At 67.8% G+C, this 15,831-nt stretch carries 11 protein-coding genes and 5 pseudogenes; 9 read left to right on the top strand and 7 right to left on the bottom strand.

All coding sequences use genetic code 11. The annotated features are described in order from the left end of the window. The 4 genes from ACIBLA_RS25570 to ACIBLA_RS25555 form a co-directional block, all read right to left on the bottom strand. Nucleotides 1-3,363 (bottom strand): Ig-like domain repeat protein (locus ACIBLA_RS25570; protein WP_399199991.1); only part of this gene is annotated, 3,363 nt, incomplete at its 3' end. Nucleotides 3,364-3,698: 335 nt separating this feature from the next. Next, entirely contained in the window at nucleotides 3,699-3,851 is a 153-nt protein-coding gene (locus ACIBLA_RS25565) for a hypothetical protein (RefSeq protein ID WP_363246893.1), read from the bottom strand. Between the two features lie 34 nt (nucleotides 3,852-3,885). Next, nucleotides 3,886-4,173, bottom strand: a complete 288-nt coding sequence (locus ACIBLA_RS25560; RefSeq protein WP_363246892.1) for a DUF1360 domain-containing protein — start codon at nucleotides 4,171-4,173, stop codon at nucleotides 3,886-3,888. Nucleotides 4,174-4,430: 257 nt separating this feature from the next. Then, nucleotides 4,431-4,559, bottom strand: coding sequence for a hypothetical protein (locus tag ACIBLA_RS25555; RefSeq protein ID WP_363246891.1), 129 nt, complete (start codon nucleotides 4,557-4,559; stop codon nucleotides 4,431-4,433). 187 nt (nucleotides 4,560-4,746) lie between these two features. On the opposite strand from ACIBLA_RS25555, the pseudogene ACIBLA_RS25550 reads away from it, so the two are divergent. From ACIBLA_RS25550 to ACIBLA_RS25525, 6 genes and pseudogenes are all read left to right on the top strand, one after another. Beyond that, nucleotides 4,747-4,854, top strand: a pseudogene (locus ACIBLA_RS25550) (DUF6879 family protein); the annotation flags it as partial. 142 nt (nucleotides 4,855-4,996) lie between these two features. After that, nucleotides 4,997-5,798, top strand: a pseudogene (locus ACIBLA_RS25545) (helix-turn-helix domain-containing protein). 92 nt (nucleotides 5,799-5,890) lie between these two features. After that, nucleotides 5,891-6,226: pseudogene (locus ACIBLA_RS25540) on the top strand (substrate-binding domain-containing protein); the annotation flags it as partial. 492 nt (nucleotides 6,227-6,718) lie between these two features. Beyond that, complete coding sequence (locus ACIBLA_RS25535) at nucleotides 6,719-8,020, top strand: MFS transporter (protein ID WP_399199990.1); 1,302 nt, start codon at nucleotides 6,719-6,721, stop codon at nucleotides 8,018-8,020. After that, nucleotides 8,017-8,961, top strand: coding sequence for a dihydrodipicolinate synthase family protein (locus tag ACIBLA_RS25530; protein WP_363245529.1), 945 nt, complete (start codon nucleotides 8,017-8,019; stop codon nucleotides 8,959-8,961). Before ACIBLA_RS25535 ends, ACIBLA_RS25530 begins: the two co-directional genes overlap by 4 nt. Further along, nucleotides 8,958-10,094, top strand: a complete 1,137-nt coding sequence (locus tag ACIBLA_RS25525) for a mandelate racemase/muconate lactonizing enzyme family protein (RefSeq protein ID WP_399199988.1) — start codon at nucleotides 8,958-8,960, stop codon at nucleotides 10,092-10,094. The genes ACIBLA_RS25530 and ACIBLA_RS25525 overlap by 4 nt, the downstream gene beginning before the upstream one ends. 109 nt (nucleotides 10,095-10,203) lie before the next feature. On the opposite strand, the gene ACIBLA_RS25520 is transcribed toward ACIBLA_RS25525, so the two are convergent. Beyond that, complete coding sequence (locus tag ACIBLA_RS25520; protein WP_363245527.1) at nucleotides 10,204-10,374, bottom strand: hypothetical protein; 171 nt, start codon at nucleotides 10,372-10,374, stop codon at nucleotides 10,204-10,206. A 326-nt stretch (nucleotides 10,375-10,700) separates the two neighbouring features. Between ACIBLA_RS25520 and ACIBLA_RS25515 the strand changes: the two genes are divergently transcribed. Next, a complete protein-coding gene (locus ACIBLA_RS25515; RefSeq protein WP_399200045.1) occupies nucleotides 10,701-11,159 on the top strand; it encodes an NUDIX domain-containing protein in 459 nt (152 codons plus the stop codon). 83 nt (nucleotides 11,160-11,242) lie between these two features. Here the strand turns inward: ACIBLA_RS25515 and ACIBLA_RS25510 are convergent, their stop codons facing one another. Then, the gene (locus tag ACIBLA_RS25510) at nucleotides 11,243-11,797 is read right to left on the bottom strand and encodes a hypothetical protein (RefSeq protein WP_363245526.1); all 555 of its coding nucleotides are present in this window, start codon (nucleotides 11,795-11,797) and stop codon (nucleotides 11,243-11,245) included. Between the two features lie 432 nt (nucleotides 11,798-12,229). Here ACIBLA_RS25510 and ACIBLA_RS25505 point away from each other — a divergent pair. Together ACIBLA_RS25505 and ACIBLA_RS25500 are read left to right on the top strand one after the other, a co-directional pair. Continuing rightward, nucleotides 12,230-13,067 (top strand): annotated as a pseudogene (locus tag ACIBLA_RS25505) (IS5 family transposase). Nucleotides 13,068-13,249: 182 nt separating this feature from the next. Continuing rightward, a pseudogene (locus ACIBLA_RS25500) lies at nucleotides 13,250-14,651 on the top strand (NF041680 family putative transposase). 58 nt (nucleotides 14,652-14,709) lie between these two features. Here ACIBLA_RS25500 and ACIBLA_RS25495 read toward each other — a convergent pair. Next, nucleotides 14,710-15,483 (bottom strand): class I SAM-dependent methyltransferase, encoded by a 774-nt coding sequence (locus tag ACIBLA_RS25495; protein WP_363245524.1) that lies wholly within the window; start codon nucleotides 15,481-15,483, stop codon nucleotides 14,710-14,712. Between the last annotated feature and the right edge of the window lie 348 nt (nucleotides 15,484-15,831).

The raw sequence follows: 15,831 nt of genomic DNA, 5'->3' as shown, positions 1-15,831 counted from the left end.
AGTGGCCAGCGACGTCGTGGTGAAGCACGCCTGACCACTCGCGTTCAACGGCACCGTCTGGTTGAGCCCGCCCGGACCGGTGAACGTCACCGTCCCGGTGGGCGTACCCGAACCCGGCGCGTTCGTCGTCACCGTCGCACACACCGTCACCGACTGCCCGCACACCGACGGATTCGGTGTCGCAGTGACCGTCGTGGTGGTCGTCGCCGGGTTCACCGTGGCGGTGGCCGTGCCGGTGGAACCGGTGAAGCACGGTGCGCCGTTGTAGTGGGCGGTGACCGTGCCAGTGGCCAGCGACGTCGTGGTGAAGCACGCCTGACCACTCGCGTTCAACGGCACCGTCTGGTTGAGCCCGCCCGGACCGGTGAACGTCACCGTCCCAGTGGGCGTACCCGAACCCGGCGCGTTCGTCGTCACCGTCGCACACACCGTCACCGACTGCCCGCACACCGACGGATTCGGCGTGAGCGAGACCGCGGTGCTGGTCGAGGCCGGGTTGACCGTGACCGTGACGGTATCGCTGGACGCGGCGAAGCACGGGCCCTCGCCGTTGTAGACGGCGGTGACGGTACCCGAGGCCAGGGTGGTGGTCAGGCAGGCCTTGCCGCTCGGGTCCAGGCTTACCGTCTGGTTGAGCCCGCCGGGGCCGGTGAACGTCACCGTCCCGGTGGGCGTACCCGAACCGGGCGCGTTGGTGGTCACCGTCGCGCACACCGTCACCGACTGACCGCACACCGACGGGTTGGGTGTCGCAGTGACCGTCGTGGTCGTCAACGCCTCGTTCACCGTCACGTCGACAGTGCCGGTGGACGGCGCGGCACAGTCGTCACCGTTGTAGGTGGCCGTGACGGTGCCGGAGAGCGTGGCGGGGGCGGTGAAGCAGGCCTCGCCCGTGGCGTCCAGGGTGACTGTCTGGTTGAGCCCGCCCGGGCCGGTGAAGGTCACCGTGCCCGTGGGCGTACCCGAACCGGGCGGGTCGACGGTCACGCTCGCGCAGTATGTGACCGTCTGGCCGCACACCGACGGGTCGGGGGTAGCGGTCACGGTCGTGGTGGTCGCCGCCTGGTTGACCGTCACGTCGACGGTGCCGGTGGACGGGTTGGCGCAGGAGCTGCCGTTGTAGGTGGCCGTGATCGTGCCGGTCTCCAGCGAGGTGGTGGTCAGGCAGGCCTCGCCCGTGGCGTCCAGGGTGACTGTCTGGTTGAGCCCGCCGGGGCCGGTGAAGGTCACCGTGCCCGTGGGCGTACCCGAACCGGGCGGGTCGACGGTCACGCTCGCGCACACCGTCACCAGCTCACCGCAGACCGAGGGGTTGGGCAGTGCCGTCACCGTGGTGGTGGTGTCGGCGGGGCCGACCGTGACGGCGACGGTACCCGACGAGCCGGCGAAGCACGGGCCCTCACCGTTGTACGTGGCGGTGACGGCGCCGGTGGCCAGGGAGGTCGTCGTGAGGCAGGCCTGGCCGGCGCCGTTCAGAGCCACCGTCTGGTTGAGCCCGCCGGGCCCGGTGAAGGTGACGGTGCCGGTCGGGGTGCCCGAACCTGGCGGGTCGGTCGTCACCGTGGCGCACAGGCTCACCGTCTGGCCGCAGACGGATGGGTTCGGGGTGGCGGTGACCACCGTGGTCGTCGACGCCTCGTTCACCGTCACATCTGCCGTGCCGGTGGACGGGTTGAAGCACGCCGCGCCGTTGTAGAGGGCCGTGACCGTCCCGGTGGTCAGCGTGGTGGTGGTCACGCAGGCCTGTCCGGTGGGGCCCAGTACGGCGGTCTGGCTGAAACCGCCCGGAGCCGTGAACGTCACCGTGCCCGTCGGAACGCCGGAACCGGGCGCGTCGGTGGTGACCGTCGCGCAGAACGTCACCGACTGGCCGCACACCGACGGGTCCGGGGTGACGGCGAGGGTGGTCGTGGTGTCTGCCGGGTTGACTGTCACGTCGGTGCTGCCGGTCGAACTCAGTGCGCAGCTGTCGCCGTTGTAGGTGGCCGTGATCGTGCCGGTGGCCAGCGCGGTGGTCGTGATGCACGCCTCGCCGGTGGCATCCAGGGTGACCGTCTGGTTCAGCCCGCCGGGACCGGTGAAGGTCACCGTCCCCGTCGGCGTACCCGAGCCGGGCGGGTCGATGGTGACCGTCGCACAGACCGTCACCAGCTCGCCGCAGACCGACGGATCGGGGATGGCGGTGACCAAGGTGGTGGTCGCGGCCTGGTCGACCGTGACCGCGACCGCTTCGGCGGAGCCCGCGAAGCACGGGCCCTCGCCGTTGTAGACGGCGGAGACCTCTCCGGTGACCAGTGTGGTGGTGGTGACACAGGCCTGGCCACCGGCGTCGAGGGAGACGGTCTGGTTGAGACCGCCGTCGGCCGTGAAGGTCACCGAGCCCGTCGGTGTGCCCGAACCCGGTGACTGGGTGGTGACCGTCGCGCAGACGGTGACGCTCTGTCCGCACACGGACGGTTCGGGGGTGACTGTGACGTCGATGTTCGTCAGTGCCTCGTTCACCGTCACGTCGACCGTGCCGGTGGACGGCGCGGCACAGGAGTCTCCGTTGTAGGCGGCGGTCACGGTGCCGGTGACCAGCGAGCCGGTCGTCACGCAGACCTGGCCGGCGGGGTCCAGCACGGCGGTCTGGCTGAAGCCGCCGGGACCGGTGAAGGTCACCGTGCCCGTGGGGACGCCGGCGCCGGGCGGCTCGATGGTGACCGTCGCGCAAAGGGTGACCGGCTGGCCACAGACCGACGATTCGGGGCTGGCCGTCACCACCGTCGCCGTATCCGCCTGGTTGACCGTCACGTCGACGCTGCCCGTGGAGCTCGCGGCGCAGTCGTCGCCGCTGTAGGTGACCGTGACGGTGCCGGTGCTCAGCACTGCCGTCGTCACACAGGCGTGGCCGCTGCTGTCGAGCATGGCGGTCTGGTTCAGCCCGCCGGGACCGGTGAAGGTGACGGTGCCGGTCGGGGTGCCCGTGCCGGGCGGGTCGATGGTGACGGTTGCGCAGAGGGTGACGGTCTCGCCGCAGACCGAGGGGCTCGGGCTGGCCGTCACGACGGTGGTGGTGTCCGCGGCGTTGACGACCTGGTTCAGGAGGCCGGACGACGACGGGTCGAAGGTGCTGTCGCCGCTGTAGGCGGCGATCGCCTGGTGGGTGCCGACGCTCAGGTCGTCGATGGTGACCTGGGTCTGGCCGGCGGCGTCCAGGGTGCCGACGAGCGTGGGCCCGTCGTCGCTGATGATGACGCTGCCGGTGCCGGTCGGGGTGGTGGTCTCCGGCGGTACCGGGGAGACCTGGACGGTGAAGGTGACCGACTCCCCGCAGACCGAGGGGTTGGGAGACGATGTCAGCGTGGTGGTGGAACTGGCCATGATGCAGCCTCCTTTGGGAGTGTACGTGGCCAGAGCGACCCGACGCCCTTTCGGGTGGCAGCGGAAATGGGAGGCACGCCGGAAGGAAAACAAGCTGTGCCGGCGCATTACTCACCGGGCCACACAAGCGGGCGCCGGGGATTCACTCTCCGACGCTTCCCAGTAGGCGCCCTGGTCCCGTTCATCCGCCATACGGGTGCACGCAATGACACCCGTACGGCGGAGCGCCCAGGGGGGGCGAGGGCGTAATTCAGATATTCTCCGGTACCCACCGGCGCGGGACCGCACATAGGCCGTCCGCCCCGCTCACGAAAAGCGCACCGGCGGTACGGCGCCTACTGGTTGACGACGATGACAGTGCCGCCACCGCGGCGCCGCGCGGCCTCGGCCTCCTGGCGGGTGGGGTAGTCGCGCATGACTCCGTTCGGCAGGACCAGCCGGTAGATGGTCGCTCGCCGGCCGGCACCTGCACCGCAGTTGCATCCCATGGGAACTCCTCCTTCGTACTGCGTCGTACTCTCTTCAGTCGAGCCAGGTGGACGCCAGGCCCGCCAGGTAGGACAGCGTCAGGACCATGGCGACCGCCCGGAAAACGGTGGTGTCGCCGGCCAGGAAGGCGAGCGGCACGACCGATGCGGAGGCCCAGATCCCCGTGCACCAACCGCAGGTGACCAGATAGGCGGGACGGGATTCGTCCCCGAAGTGATCGGCCACCCACGTGCGCAACCCGGCAGCCAGTACGTCCTTGGTTATAAATCTGGTGATACGACAAATCGCGCCGAGAGACAAAAGAAACACCACCGGATCCATGCAATTCATCGTAAGCCGAGCCATATCCATGCGGTAGGCCCTTGCGCAAGCATTTCCATGACAGGAATACGCAAGGAAATCATGTGCTGTTGTGGTGCTCATGGGGCGCACTCCTCCGGGCCGCGGGCCCGGACGCGCGTGATCGCCGTCTTCAAGGCCAAGGTCCGCACCACCCTGCGCTCCTCCTACAACTCGTAGTACCGGCAGATGCTGCCTCCGCTGCTTTACACGCTCGGTTTCAAGTGCAACAACACTGCCTACCGGCCGGTGATGGACGCCATGAAGCTGTTGAAGAAGTACGCCGACGTCGACGGCAAGACCCGCTTGGCGCCGTGGTGGTGCCTCGCGAGCTGCTCGCGAACTTCGGCCCGAAGGTGCCCGTCCATGTCCCACAGTGGATCAGCTTCGCCGAGTTCGGCGGCATGTTCACCACGCTGAAGCACAGCGCCTGGCGGCGCTCAGCGGGACTTCGGGAAGCGCATCGAACGCGTACGGGTCCTCGACGAGCCCGCGACCGAGGGGCAGCGGTAGCTCCTCGACAACGCACGCCGCAACACGCACGTCGGCGAGGACATCCGCGTCCTCACCCGGGCCGAGGCCGATCATCTGCGTCTACCCGAAGAAGACTTCTGGATCTTCGACATGCGAGTGGTCGCACTGCTCCACTTCGATACGGACGACGAGATGACCGGCGTCGAACTGATCACCAACCCGATCGACGTGCTGCGGTACGCACAGACCGCGCGAGGCGGCATGGCACCACGCGGCACCGCACTTCCTCGCCAAGTAACCTGCGCGCGTGAGCACCGACTAGCAGGCCAGAGTGTCTCTCGGGGCGCGGCTGCGCAAGCTGCGCGCCGGGACCACCGGCCGCGACCTCGCGACCCGCCTCGGCTGGCCGCAGTCGAAGGTGTCGAAGCTGGAGACGGGCCGGCAGACGGCGACGGCAGACGACCTTTCGGCGTGGGCTCGGGCAACCGGACATCCGGAGGCGACGGCCGAACTCCAGGCGCGCCTTCGGGGGTTGGAGTCCCGCTCCCGGTCGTGGCGCCGACAGCTCGCCGCGGGGCACCGGCCGGTGCAGGACGCGCTCACGGTGGAGTACGAGCGGTCAATGAGGCTCCGAGCATGGCAGAGCAGCATGATCGTGGGCATGTTGCAGACCGCCGACTACGCGCGATGTATGTTCGAGGCGTACGTGGATCTGCACCAGTCGGTGTGGGACGTCGAGGACGCGGTCCGCGCCCGGGTGCGCCGGCAGGAGATTCTCTCGCGGCAGGGCCGGGTGTTCGACATCGTCATGTGGGAGGCCGCCCTTGACGCTGAGGTGCCCGCCGGAGGTGCTGGCCTGGCAACTGGACCGACTGGCAGGGCTCGTGGGGATGGACACGATACGGCTGGGGATCGTGCCGTTGGGGGCGCCGGTGCGGATTCCTCCGGGGCCGGGGTTCTGGCTGTATGACGACCGGTTGGCGATCGTGGAGAACTGGCCCGCCGAGCTGTGGCTGGACGATGTGGAGTCCGTCGGCGTGTACGAGCGGGTATGGGGCCAGTTGCATGAGGCGGCCGTGTACGGGCCGGGGGCGCATCGGTTGATCGCGCGGGCGCGATCCGGGCTCGTGTGAGCATCAACGCGAATCGGATGAGGCGTCAGGAGAATATTCGAGAATCAGGGGCGGTTTTGATTCTTGGGCACCCCTACCGTCCTGGACATGGCTACCGCGGCGACATCACCAACTGGAAGACGCTCGGCGGCCCGGACCTCGGCATCCGACTCGTCAGCCGCAACGCCGGCTCCGGGACCCGCGACACCTTCCAACGCCGCATCCTCAAGGGCTTCGAGCCGGGCGCCTCGTCCACCGACTGCCGCCGGAAGGACGACGCGAGCGCCCGCGTCTTCCGCTGCGAGTTCGAAAGCACCGAGCAGGTCCTGAACACCGTCGCGGAACTGCCCGGCGCCCTCGGCTACAGCGAACTGCGCGACGTGATCCGGACGCACGGGCATCTGCCGTGCGCGACACCGGAAGGTCTGGAGATCTGCGGAGCGCCCTAGGTGTAGGCCCGGCGGTTTCCGCCGGGCCTACACCGTTTCGCGCCACTGAACTCATCACCAAGCCTTGGCTGTACGGCGGTTCGGTCCGCGGTTCCCCGGAAACGGATTTTGTCAGATGCGTTGACTAATCTCTCCGGCGCTCCTAGCTTCATCCCGTCGTACGTCATATACGAGACCCCACTATGAATGGGAATGGGAGACCATGGTCGCTATGTCCGCTTAGGAGTGGTCTCGCGCTTTGAGGGCTCAACGGCGCGGATCCTGCCACCCCTTGAGGGCTTCGGCGGATGGCCGGCCGACTGATCGGACAACAGCACTCAGTGACTGACGATGCGAGATGCGGCCCGTTCACCGCCAAGATCCCGGGCCGCGACAGGAGAATTCCCATGCTCCCTTTGGGGAGCCTACCCAACTTCGGGAGCGATGGTGCCCCCTTATTCCCGCGTGCCCTTGTCCAAGACAGGGAGTTCACCGGCTCGTCGGCGCAGCGGTATGCGCTGGACGATCGTCGGCTTCTCGGCCCTCGGCCTCACGATCGCCTATCTCGACCGCGCCGCGCTGAGCGTGGCCATGCCCTACATGTCGAAGGAATTCGACATCAGCCCTTCCGTTCAGGGCGTGATGCTTTCTGCGTTCTTCTGGACGTACGCGCTGTTCCAGATTCCCTCGGGCTGGCTGCTCGATCGTTTCGGCCCGAGAATCATCTACCCTGTCGCCGTCGGCTGGTGGTCGATCTGGACGGCGCTGACAGCCCTCGCGCAGGGCGTCGGAACCGTCATGCTGTTCCGCCTCGGCCTGGGCATCGGTGAGGCGCCGGTGCAGCCGGCGAACATCAAGGTCGTCTCACGGTGGTTCCCGCGCAAGGAACGGGCTTTCGCGTCAAGCCTGTTCGACATGGGCCAGCAGATCGGAACGGCGCTGTCGATTCCGGTGGTGACGGCGCTGGCCGTCTTCGGCGGCTGGCGCCTGGCCTTCGTCGTGATCGGTGTCACCGGCCTGCTGTGGATTGTGGGCTGGGCGGCGGTGTACCGCGAGCCCGAGGAGCATCCGCGTGTTTCCGCGGCCGAACTGGCCCACATCCGCTCCGATCAGGGCGCGAAGACCTCAGCGGAGTCGGTCGGTGACAACGCGCCGTGGCGGGAGTTGCTGAGCGATCCTCAAGTGTGGGCGCTGATGACCGGCTATGTGTTCCGCTCGCTCGCCGGGGCGTTCTTCCTCACCTGGTATCCCAGCTTTCTGCTCGACGACCGCGGATTCTCCGAGAGGGATTTCGGCATGGTGGGCTGGATCCCGGCGCTCATCGCGATCGGCTCCACCGTGCTCGGCGGCATCGTGTCCGACCGGATGCTGGCGTCCGGAGCCTCCGCGAATTTGGCCCGGAAGGTTCCCATCGTTTCCGGGCTCGCCCTGAGCGCGTGCATCGGCTTCGCCCCGTTCATCGAGAGCAATCTGGTGTTGATGGTCGTACTCACCGTCAGCAGCGCCGCGCACTCGTTCGCGGGAGCGGCGATCCTGAGCCTTCCGGCGGAAGTGGCGTCCTCGTCGGAGTCCGTCGGCGCGGTGGCCGGCTTCCAGAACTTCGGCTCCCAGGTGGGCAACCTCCTCAGCCCCATCGCCATCGGACTGTTCCTGGCTTCCAGTAACGGGTCCTATGTGGGCCCCTTGCTCGGCGCGGCGGCGTGTTCTCTGGTAAGCGCCGCGATCTACCTGTTCTGGGTACGCGTCAAGCCCGTCACGCACCATCACGATCTTCCCGCGGAACTTCCCGAGCACGGTGAAAGGACCACCTCGTGACCACCTCGTTGAACGCCGGCCGCCTGGTCGAGCAGCTCAGCACCGTCATCGGGATCCCCGTCGTCCCGTACGACGAGGACGGCGCCGTCGACCATGACCTGACGGTCGCTCTGACCGCACGTCTGATCCACAACGGTTTGACCGCGCTGACGCCCAACGGCAACACCGGTGAGTTCTACGCACTCTCCCCGGACGAACGCCGCCACGTTCTGACGAGCGTCCTCTCGGCGCGCGGGAGCGCCACGACGATCGTCGCCGGAGTGGGGTTCGACCTCGGGTCGGCCATCACCGACGCACGCTTCGCCCGCGATTCGGGTGCGGACGCGATCATGATTCACCAACCCGTCCTGCCGTATCTGACGCCGAACGGCTGGGTCGAGTACAACGCGAGGATCGCAGCGGCCGTACCCGATATCGGAGTGCTGCCCTACCTCACCAATCGCGCGGTCACCGGTGCCCACATCACACGCCTGGCGGAACGGGCGCCGAACGTCGTCGGGCTGAAGTACTCCGTACCCGATCCGGTCGTGTTCGCCACGACGCGGGCAGAGGCGGCAGACGGGCTGCTGTGGGTCACCGGCCTCGCGGAGTCGTACGCCCCGGCCTACTGGCAGGCGGGGGCGCGGGCCTTCACCTCGGGCCTGGTCAACGTCGCTCCGGCCGTATCCCTTGAACTGCTCGAAGCGCTCCGGCGCGGTGATTACGACGTCGCCACGCAGGTCTGGCAGCAGATCCGGCACTTCGAAGAGCTGCGGGCCCGCGACGCCTCGGCCAACAACGTGTCGGTGGTGAAGGAGGCCATGCACCAGCTCGGGCTGTGCCGTCGCGATGTCCGTCCGCCCAGCCACCCGCTGTCCGACGCGCTCGCCCGCGAGGTCACCGAGTCCATGGCGCGGTGGCGCTCCGCGGTGCCCGAGTCGGCCGGGGAGCGTGCGGCGTGAGGATCGAGTCACTGCAGACCTTCCGCCAGCGGGTCGGCGACCGGCCCAGAGTGCTGGTCAAGATCAGCACTGAGGACGGGGTCGACGGATGGTCGGAGGTGTACAACCACGGCCCCGACCTGGCCTACCCGCCGCTGCTGGACTACCTGTTCGAGCAGATCAAGGGTATGGATGCCCGGTCCCCGAGCCGGGTCAACCAGTTCCTCCTGCAGTCGGGCCGCTTCCCCCAGGGGGCGCTGGGCCTCGCCGCCATCGCAGCCGTCGACCACGCGCTGTGGGACATCGCGGCCAAGGCTGTGGGTGTGCCGGTCTACCAGCTGCTCGGCGGTGCGGTACGCGACCGGGTGCGGGTCTACGCGGGTCTGTACTCCGCACCGGACATCGGCGAACTGCGGGACACCACCGCGGCGTTGCACGACCGGTTCGGCTTCACGGCGTTCAAGCTCAGCCCCTACCGGACGGAGCCGCACCGGACCCGGTTCGGGCTCGTGGTCCGCGAACTGGGCGAGTACTTCAGCGAGGTCCGCGACAGTCACCCTGCGGAGTGGGACTTCGCGTTCGACGCGCACGCGTGTCTGTGGGAACCGCGGCAGGCGATTGATCTCGGCGCCGCGCTCGCCCCCAACCAGCCACTCTTCCTGGAGGAGCCCGTACGGCCCGAGCACATCCCCGCCTGGGGCAGAATTCGGTCCGAGATCGCGGTGCCGCTGGCGACAGGTGAGTGCCTGTATTCCCCGCACGAGTTCCTGGCGCTGCTCGGCGCGGACGGAGCCGACATCGTGCAGCCGGACATCTGCGTGGTTGGGGGGCTCACACAGATGCTGAAGATAGCCACCATCGCCGACGCGCACTACGTCCCGGTCGCGCCGCACAACCCGCTCGGTCCGCTCGCGACCGCGGCGAATGTGCACTTCGCGGCAGCGACGACCAACTTCAGCATCCTTGAGTACAAGCCGGACGACGTGTCGTGGTGCCCCGACCCCTACCTCCCGGTCGACGGCCACCTCGAACTGCGCCCGGACCGCCCCGGGTGGGGTGTCGAGATCGACGAGGCCGCGCTCACGACCGACGACTGGATCAGCTGGAAGCGGAAGGTGCCGGTCCGATCCGACGGTTCGACGGCATGGATGTGAGGAGGGCGACCGCCGCGGTATGAGCGGCGCCGCACAGGGGCGTCGCGGGCACCCATGGGCACCCGCGCCGCCCTTGTGCGGGTCCGGCGATCGGCTCGCGCTCTCTGGCTCACGGTACGTGCGCCGTCAGCACCACCCCGCCCGGGACCAGCATCGCCTTGGGCGCCTCGCTCTCGGGCCAGCCCTCGAAGCTGCGCCGACCCGCCGTCTCCTCACCGTCGGCCAGCGAGAGGCTGCGCATGTCGTCGGTGCCCGCGATCAGGACCCGGTCGTCCGCCACCACAGCGACGCTGTCGGCCGCCCACTCCGCGGTCGTCCAGCGGCGGTCGCCGCGTCGAGTGCGAAGGTGCTGCTGGGGCTGTTGAGATGAAGTAGCTCGCCGTCGGCAAGGACGTCCAGGGAGTACGGGTACGCCCTGTTGATCACGCGCTCCCACATCAGCTTCCGGTCGTCGGCCGAGAACGCGCGGAACACGGCCCCGGGGAACAATGGAACAGCGGTTGCTGATCTTGCCGTCCAGCACAGCGTCCAACGGCTCTGCCGAGGTTCGGCAAAGCTCGGTTGAGCAGGCCGAGGCGTCCGGCGCAGATGACTGACAATGCCGGGATGACCCGACCCAGAATCCGTGTCGCCGCATACGTAATCCGGAACCGCGCCGCCCCCGAAGTTCTGGTGTTCGACCACGTCGGTATGCCCGAGGCCGGCACCCAAGTCCCTGCGGGAGGAGTCAGATCAGGCGAAGAACTGGAAGAAGCGGCCCTTCGAGAAGTCGCAGAGGAGACCGGTCTGCTGACAGCCACGGTCGTCCGACAGATTGCCGTGGAGAACAAGCCTCATCCCGATACAGGTCAGCCACGACGAACCAGTTTCTTTTTCCTTCAGGCACCAGCAGAAAACCCCGATGCGTGGGACCACCACGTCAACGGCGACGGAGATGACGCCGGCCTCACCTTCACCTGCCGGTTCCTCCCCCTTCCGCTGAAGCAACCACTGGCCGACGATCAAGACGCATGGCTGGGCCACATCGATCCGCGCTGGACCACCGTGAGCGGCGACAGTCAGTAATCAGAAGCCTGACCCATCCGCTGAATACGCGACACCTCAACATGCAGGCTTACCAGTCAACTGCCGCGGTCTGCGCCGAACCCTCAGCCGCGCCTGCTTGACGGAAGGTCTGTGTCGTCCAAGGCGGCTCGCGCCACCGACGTGAAGCTGCCGAGGCGCTCGGAGACCATGGTCACCTCGACGGCGTGACGCTCAACGAAGTTGACGTTGCGATCCAGGGCACCCGAGGAGTCGCGCCAGGCGAGAAGAGTCGTGTGCATCGAGTGGAGCCCTAGGTGGACGCTGTGGGCGGCCTGCTCCACTGACTCGGGTCCCTCTACTGCGAGGCTGGCCCAAGCTATCTGCACCAGAACCAACTGATCTTGCGCGATCTGGAGCCGCCGATCAGCCTCCGCCACATCTGGGGCATCGCCTACCAGCGCTCGTGCAGCCACCTTGAGAGCGCTGCGCGACTCGTTGGCTGGGGCTAGGAATGCGCTGTACGCGTCTCGCCGCAGTTGTCTGCGCCACTGGGCGTGCTCGACCTTGGCTTGCCCCTCCAACTGCCGCCGAGTCGACCCACTGGAGATCGCCGACGCCGCAACCGTGCCGAGAACGCCAACCGATGCACCCAGTAGCGCCGCAAGTCCCTGATCCATATGGGGGATTATTCACTCTGGCGACCACACACGGTCCCTGGCAGAGCGGGTTCCACGAGGAACTGGCGACAGTTTAGGCAGCCCCACCAGTATCAACCCCCATCAACCTCATGACCCGCCGACTCACCCACGAATCCACCCCCCACACGGCGCGGCACCTGAACCACAATGAACCCGGCAATACGGGATCAAACACCGGGACAAAACGCCCTCCAAAAGAGCGTTTTGTCCTGCCGAGGTTGTTTGGCGTCGATTCGCAGACCGAGCCGGTATGAGGCTCTCGGGACAGACGTGTCTGATGCGGGGCAAGGGATTCGCGTCGTCGTTCGGCGACCCGATTCGTCGCGTTCGCTCCTGTCTGATCCCAACGCGCCCCCGGTTGACCTCGTTTGCGCCCTGGGGAGGCGGCCTGCTCGACGGTACTACCGAAACATGACGCGACACCGCCCGTATCCCAGCGACCTCTCCGACGCCCGCTGGAAACTGATCGGGCCCACGCTCACCACCTGGCGGGCCGAGCGCAGAGGCAAGGGTCTCGACATCGGTCGCCCGCCTGAGCATGACCTGCGCCGCATCATGGACGCCATCCTCTACGTCGACCGCACCGGCATTGCCTGGCGTTACCTGCCCCACGACTTCCCGCCGTGGGAGACGGTCTACGGCTACTTCGCCGCCTGGCAGAAAGAAGGCGTCTTCGGCCAACTCAACGGTCTCCTTCGGCGCCTGGTCCGGGAAGCCGAAGGCCGCGACGGCGAGCCGACCGCCTGCGTCCTGGACGCGCAGAGCGTGAAGACCTCCGCGAACGTACCCGCGACCAGCCAAGGCATCGATGCCGGCAAGAAAATCGCAGGTCGCAAGGGCCATCGGGGTGGACACCCTCGGCCTGCTCCTGGCTGTCCGGGTCACCGCGGCGAGCATTTCCGACAACGTCGGCGGCATGCACCTGATGTCCCACATCGCTGCCACTCACCCGCGCGTGACCAAAGCATGGGCCGACACCGGCTACCGCACCAAAGCCATTGAACACGGCGCCCGCCTCGGCATCGATGTGGAAGTCGCCCAACGCGCCCCGGGCGTCAAAGGCTTCAAGGTGATCCCGCGACGCCGGGTCGTCGAGCGGACCTTCGGCCGGCTGATGCATCACCGCCGACTGGCCCGCGACTACGAAACCCACCCCCACCGTTCCGAAGCCATAATCCACGTCGCGATCATCGACCTCATAAGCCGGAGACTCACTCGCGAATCCACCCTGAACTGGCGCGACACCTGAACATCGAACCAAACAACCTCGGCAGGACAAAACGCTCTTTCAGCTTGCTCTTTTTCTTCCGGGCCTCGAGCGGCGACTCGAGCTGGGTCGCTCACCTGGGGGGTTCGCCGGACGTGAGGGCGGCCTTCCTCTGATCCTGTGCTCCGACCAAGGTGCACGTGACCAAGACGAAGGCCGTGGGGGTGAGTCTGCTACCTGATGCTGTCCGGAGGGAAGCGTTCGCGGAGGCGTCACGCTTCCGGGGAGAGTTCTACGAGTGTCTGACCGCTCGGCGCGACGAGTTGTCCGAGCTGGCAGACGCGGTGCTGTGTGCGGACGGTGCGGTGAAGTCCCCGGTGGACTTGACCCTGGTGCCCGAGCATCGGCGTGGGCACGGAGCGATGTACGGCGGCCTGAACAACGGCCTGATCGACGCCGAACGGCTGCGGACGGTGCTGGCCGGGCTGCCGCTGCCGCGTTTCGACGGCAGGCGCCTGGTCCTGGCGGTCGATGTGTCGCCTTGGCTTCGCTCGGACGCGCCATGCTCGGCGGAGCGCCTGTTCTGCCACGTCTACGGCCGGGCGAAGACACACTCGCGGTTCATCCCGGGCTGGCCCAACTCCTTCGTCGCCGTTCTGGAGCCGGGCGCCACGTCCTGGACTGCGATCCTGGACGCGGTCCGGCTCGGCCCGACGGACGGCGCGACCGCGATCACCGCCGGCCAGTGTCAGGCCGGGACCCTCACATCGTGATCGTCAGTGACGCCGGCCACGACGTCACGCGCCTGGCCTGGGTCCTGCGTGACCTGCCGGTCGAGCTGTCGGCCGCGTCCGTTCCGACCGCTTCATGCGCCTGCCGAAGCCACCGCGGACGCATGGCGTCAACGGCCGGCCGCCCAAGCACGGCCCGGAGTTCCGCATCACCAAGCCGGAGACCTGGCCCGAGCCCGGCGATCATCACGGTCACCGACACCACCAACTACGACAAGGCCGAAACCCGGGCATGGGACCGGGTCCACCCCCGGCTCACCCATCGTTCCTCATGGCTTGACCATGATGGTGAACTACCCTTGGTCGAGGGGACGTTGATCCGGTTGAGGTCGAGCACCTGTCGAAGGACCGGGACGCGCCGCCGGTGTGGCTGTGGTCCTCGAAGACCGGCGCCACCCCGGACGACGTGGGCCGCTTCTGGCAGGCGTTTCTCCGCCGATTCGACCTGGAGCACACCTTCCGCTTCGCGAAACAGACCCTCGGCTGGACCACCCCGAAACTCCGTACGCACGAGGCGGCGGACCTCTGGACCTGGATCCTGATCGTCGCCCACACCCAGCTCCGGCTCGCCCGGCCGCTCGCCGCGGACCTCCGCCGGCCCTGGGAGAAACCCACCACCTCCGACCGGCTCACCCCGGCCCGGGTCCGCCGGGGATTCAGGAACATCCGCGCCCACCTCGCCTGCCCGCCCCGTGTTCCCAAACCCCAGGGCGCCGGCCCCGGACGGCCACCCGGCGCCAAGAACAAATACCGGGCACCCCGCTACGACGTCGGCAAAACCGTCAAACGCCCCGAGACCCTCAAGGCCATCGGCAAGCCCGGAAGATCTTGGTAGATAAAGAACACGCTCAGCCAAGCGGAGGTCCCACGCGGGGCTGGGAACCATCACTTACTCACCCAGCGCGGGCCACGAGCAGCGGCTGGAAGAAGCCGGTCTCCTGCGGCGTCCGCCACCCGGAGCGGACGAACCCGGCTTCGGCCACGAGGCCGGCAAGCTGGTCCCGGCCGAGTGCCCAGTAGGTGGTCCGGCGGACCTGGACGTGCCATTCCCCGTCTGCCGGGCGGAGTTGGAAGTGCTCCAGGTCGTAGTGCTCGCCGTCGTCATGCCAGTGCCAGAGCTGGAAGGTGATGGTCCGTTCTTCGCCGTCGGCATGGTCGGCGATCCGGTGGACTTGTGGAGGTGTCGAAGCCGGGCGGTCTCGCAGCAGGTCGTCGTAGGGACGTGTGCTGACCAGCAGCTGGCCGGCGGGACGCAGAACGCGGCGCATCTCGGCCAGGGCGGCGTGCGCATCCTGCTCGGTGAGCAGATGAGGCAGCGAGTTGTCGGCGCAGACGACGGTGTCGAACCGGCCGTCGGGAAACGGGAGGCGCCGCATGTCGGCGGCGGCCGTGCGCAGGCTCAGGCTCCGGCGGGCGGCCTCACGGGCAGCGCGGGCGGCGGCGCGGGGGCTGATGTCGGTCCCGGTGACGCGGTGCCCGCGCAGCGCGAGGCCGATGGCCTGCGTGCCGATGCCGCAGGAACAGTCGAGCACCTCCGCGCGACCCTGGTCGATCACGGCGTCCAGCGCGTCCCCCTGCCGACGGATGCTCGCGTCCCAGTCCGAGTAGATCAGGTGGTAGTCATCGGCAAGTTCGTCGTAGAAGTGCGCCACCGATGTCTCGGGCATGGCCCGAGATTACCGTGCCTGTTTCTCCAGCGGTGCCTGCCATCCTGTGATCGACGCGAACGCCCTCGCTGACGACAGTGCCGTCGTTTCCCGTGAACATCTGCGAGCGCGCTGATCGTCAACCGCTGTTGAAACTCATAGACAAACGCTGCTGCTGAACGTGAACGAAGCCAGACGGGGCATCAGTGTCTGCGCGCCGGCCGTCAGAGCATCGCGTCAAAGACACCGGCTCTCGGTCCCGCCAGCACATCCGGTTCGTACGTCGTAGGCTGTGCAGGTTCGGGGTCCACACGTATCGACGCGTCACGCCTGAAGAGATCGGTCGCGCTTCCGAACCGTGCCTTCACC

It is taken from the genome of Streptomyces sp. NPDC050433 (assembly GCF_044458565.1).
Classification (GTDB): Bacteria; Actinomycetota; Actinomycetes; order Streptomycetales; family Streptomycetaceae; genus Streptomyces.
Note: the sequence above shows the minus strand (reverse complement) of the source record. Positions and strands in the feature narration are given on the sequence as shown.

What these genes read in the sequence shown, in the direction of transcription:
- ACIBLA_RS25565 (WP_363246893.1), bottom strand. Translation starts at nt 3,851, where the DNA reads ATGGGATGCAACTGCGGTGCAGGTGCCGGCCGGCGAGCGACCATCTAC.
- ACIBLA_RS25560 (WP_363246892.1), bottom strand. Translation starts at nt 4,173, where the DNA reads ATGGATCCGGTGGTGTTTCTTTTGTCTCTCGGCGCGATTTGTCGTATC.
- ACIBLA_RS25555 (WP_363246891.1), bottom strand. Translation starts at nt 4,559, where the DNA reads ATGGACGGGCACCTTCGGGCCGAAGTTCGCGAGCAGCTCGCGAGGCAC.
- ACIBLA_RS25535 (WP_399199990.1), top strand. Translation starts at nt 6,719, where the DNA reads ATGCGCTGGACGATCGTCGGCTTCTCGGCCCTCGGCCTCACGATCGCC.
- ACIBLA_RS25515 (WP_399200045.1), top strand. Translation starts at nt 10,701, where the DNA reads ATGACCCGACCCAGAATCCGTGTCGCCGCATACGTAATCCGGAACCGC.
- ACIBLA_RS25510 (WP_363245526.1), bottom strand. Translation starts at nt 11,797, where the DNA reads ATGGATCAGGGACTTGCGGCGCTACTGGGTGCATCGGTTGGCGTTCTC.
- ACIBLA_RS25495 (WP_363245524.1), bottom strand. Translation starts at nt 15,483, where the DNA reads ATGCCCGAGACATCGGTGGCGCACTTCTACGACGAACTTGCCGATGAC.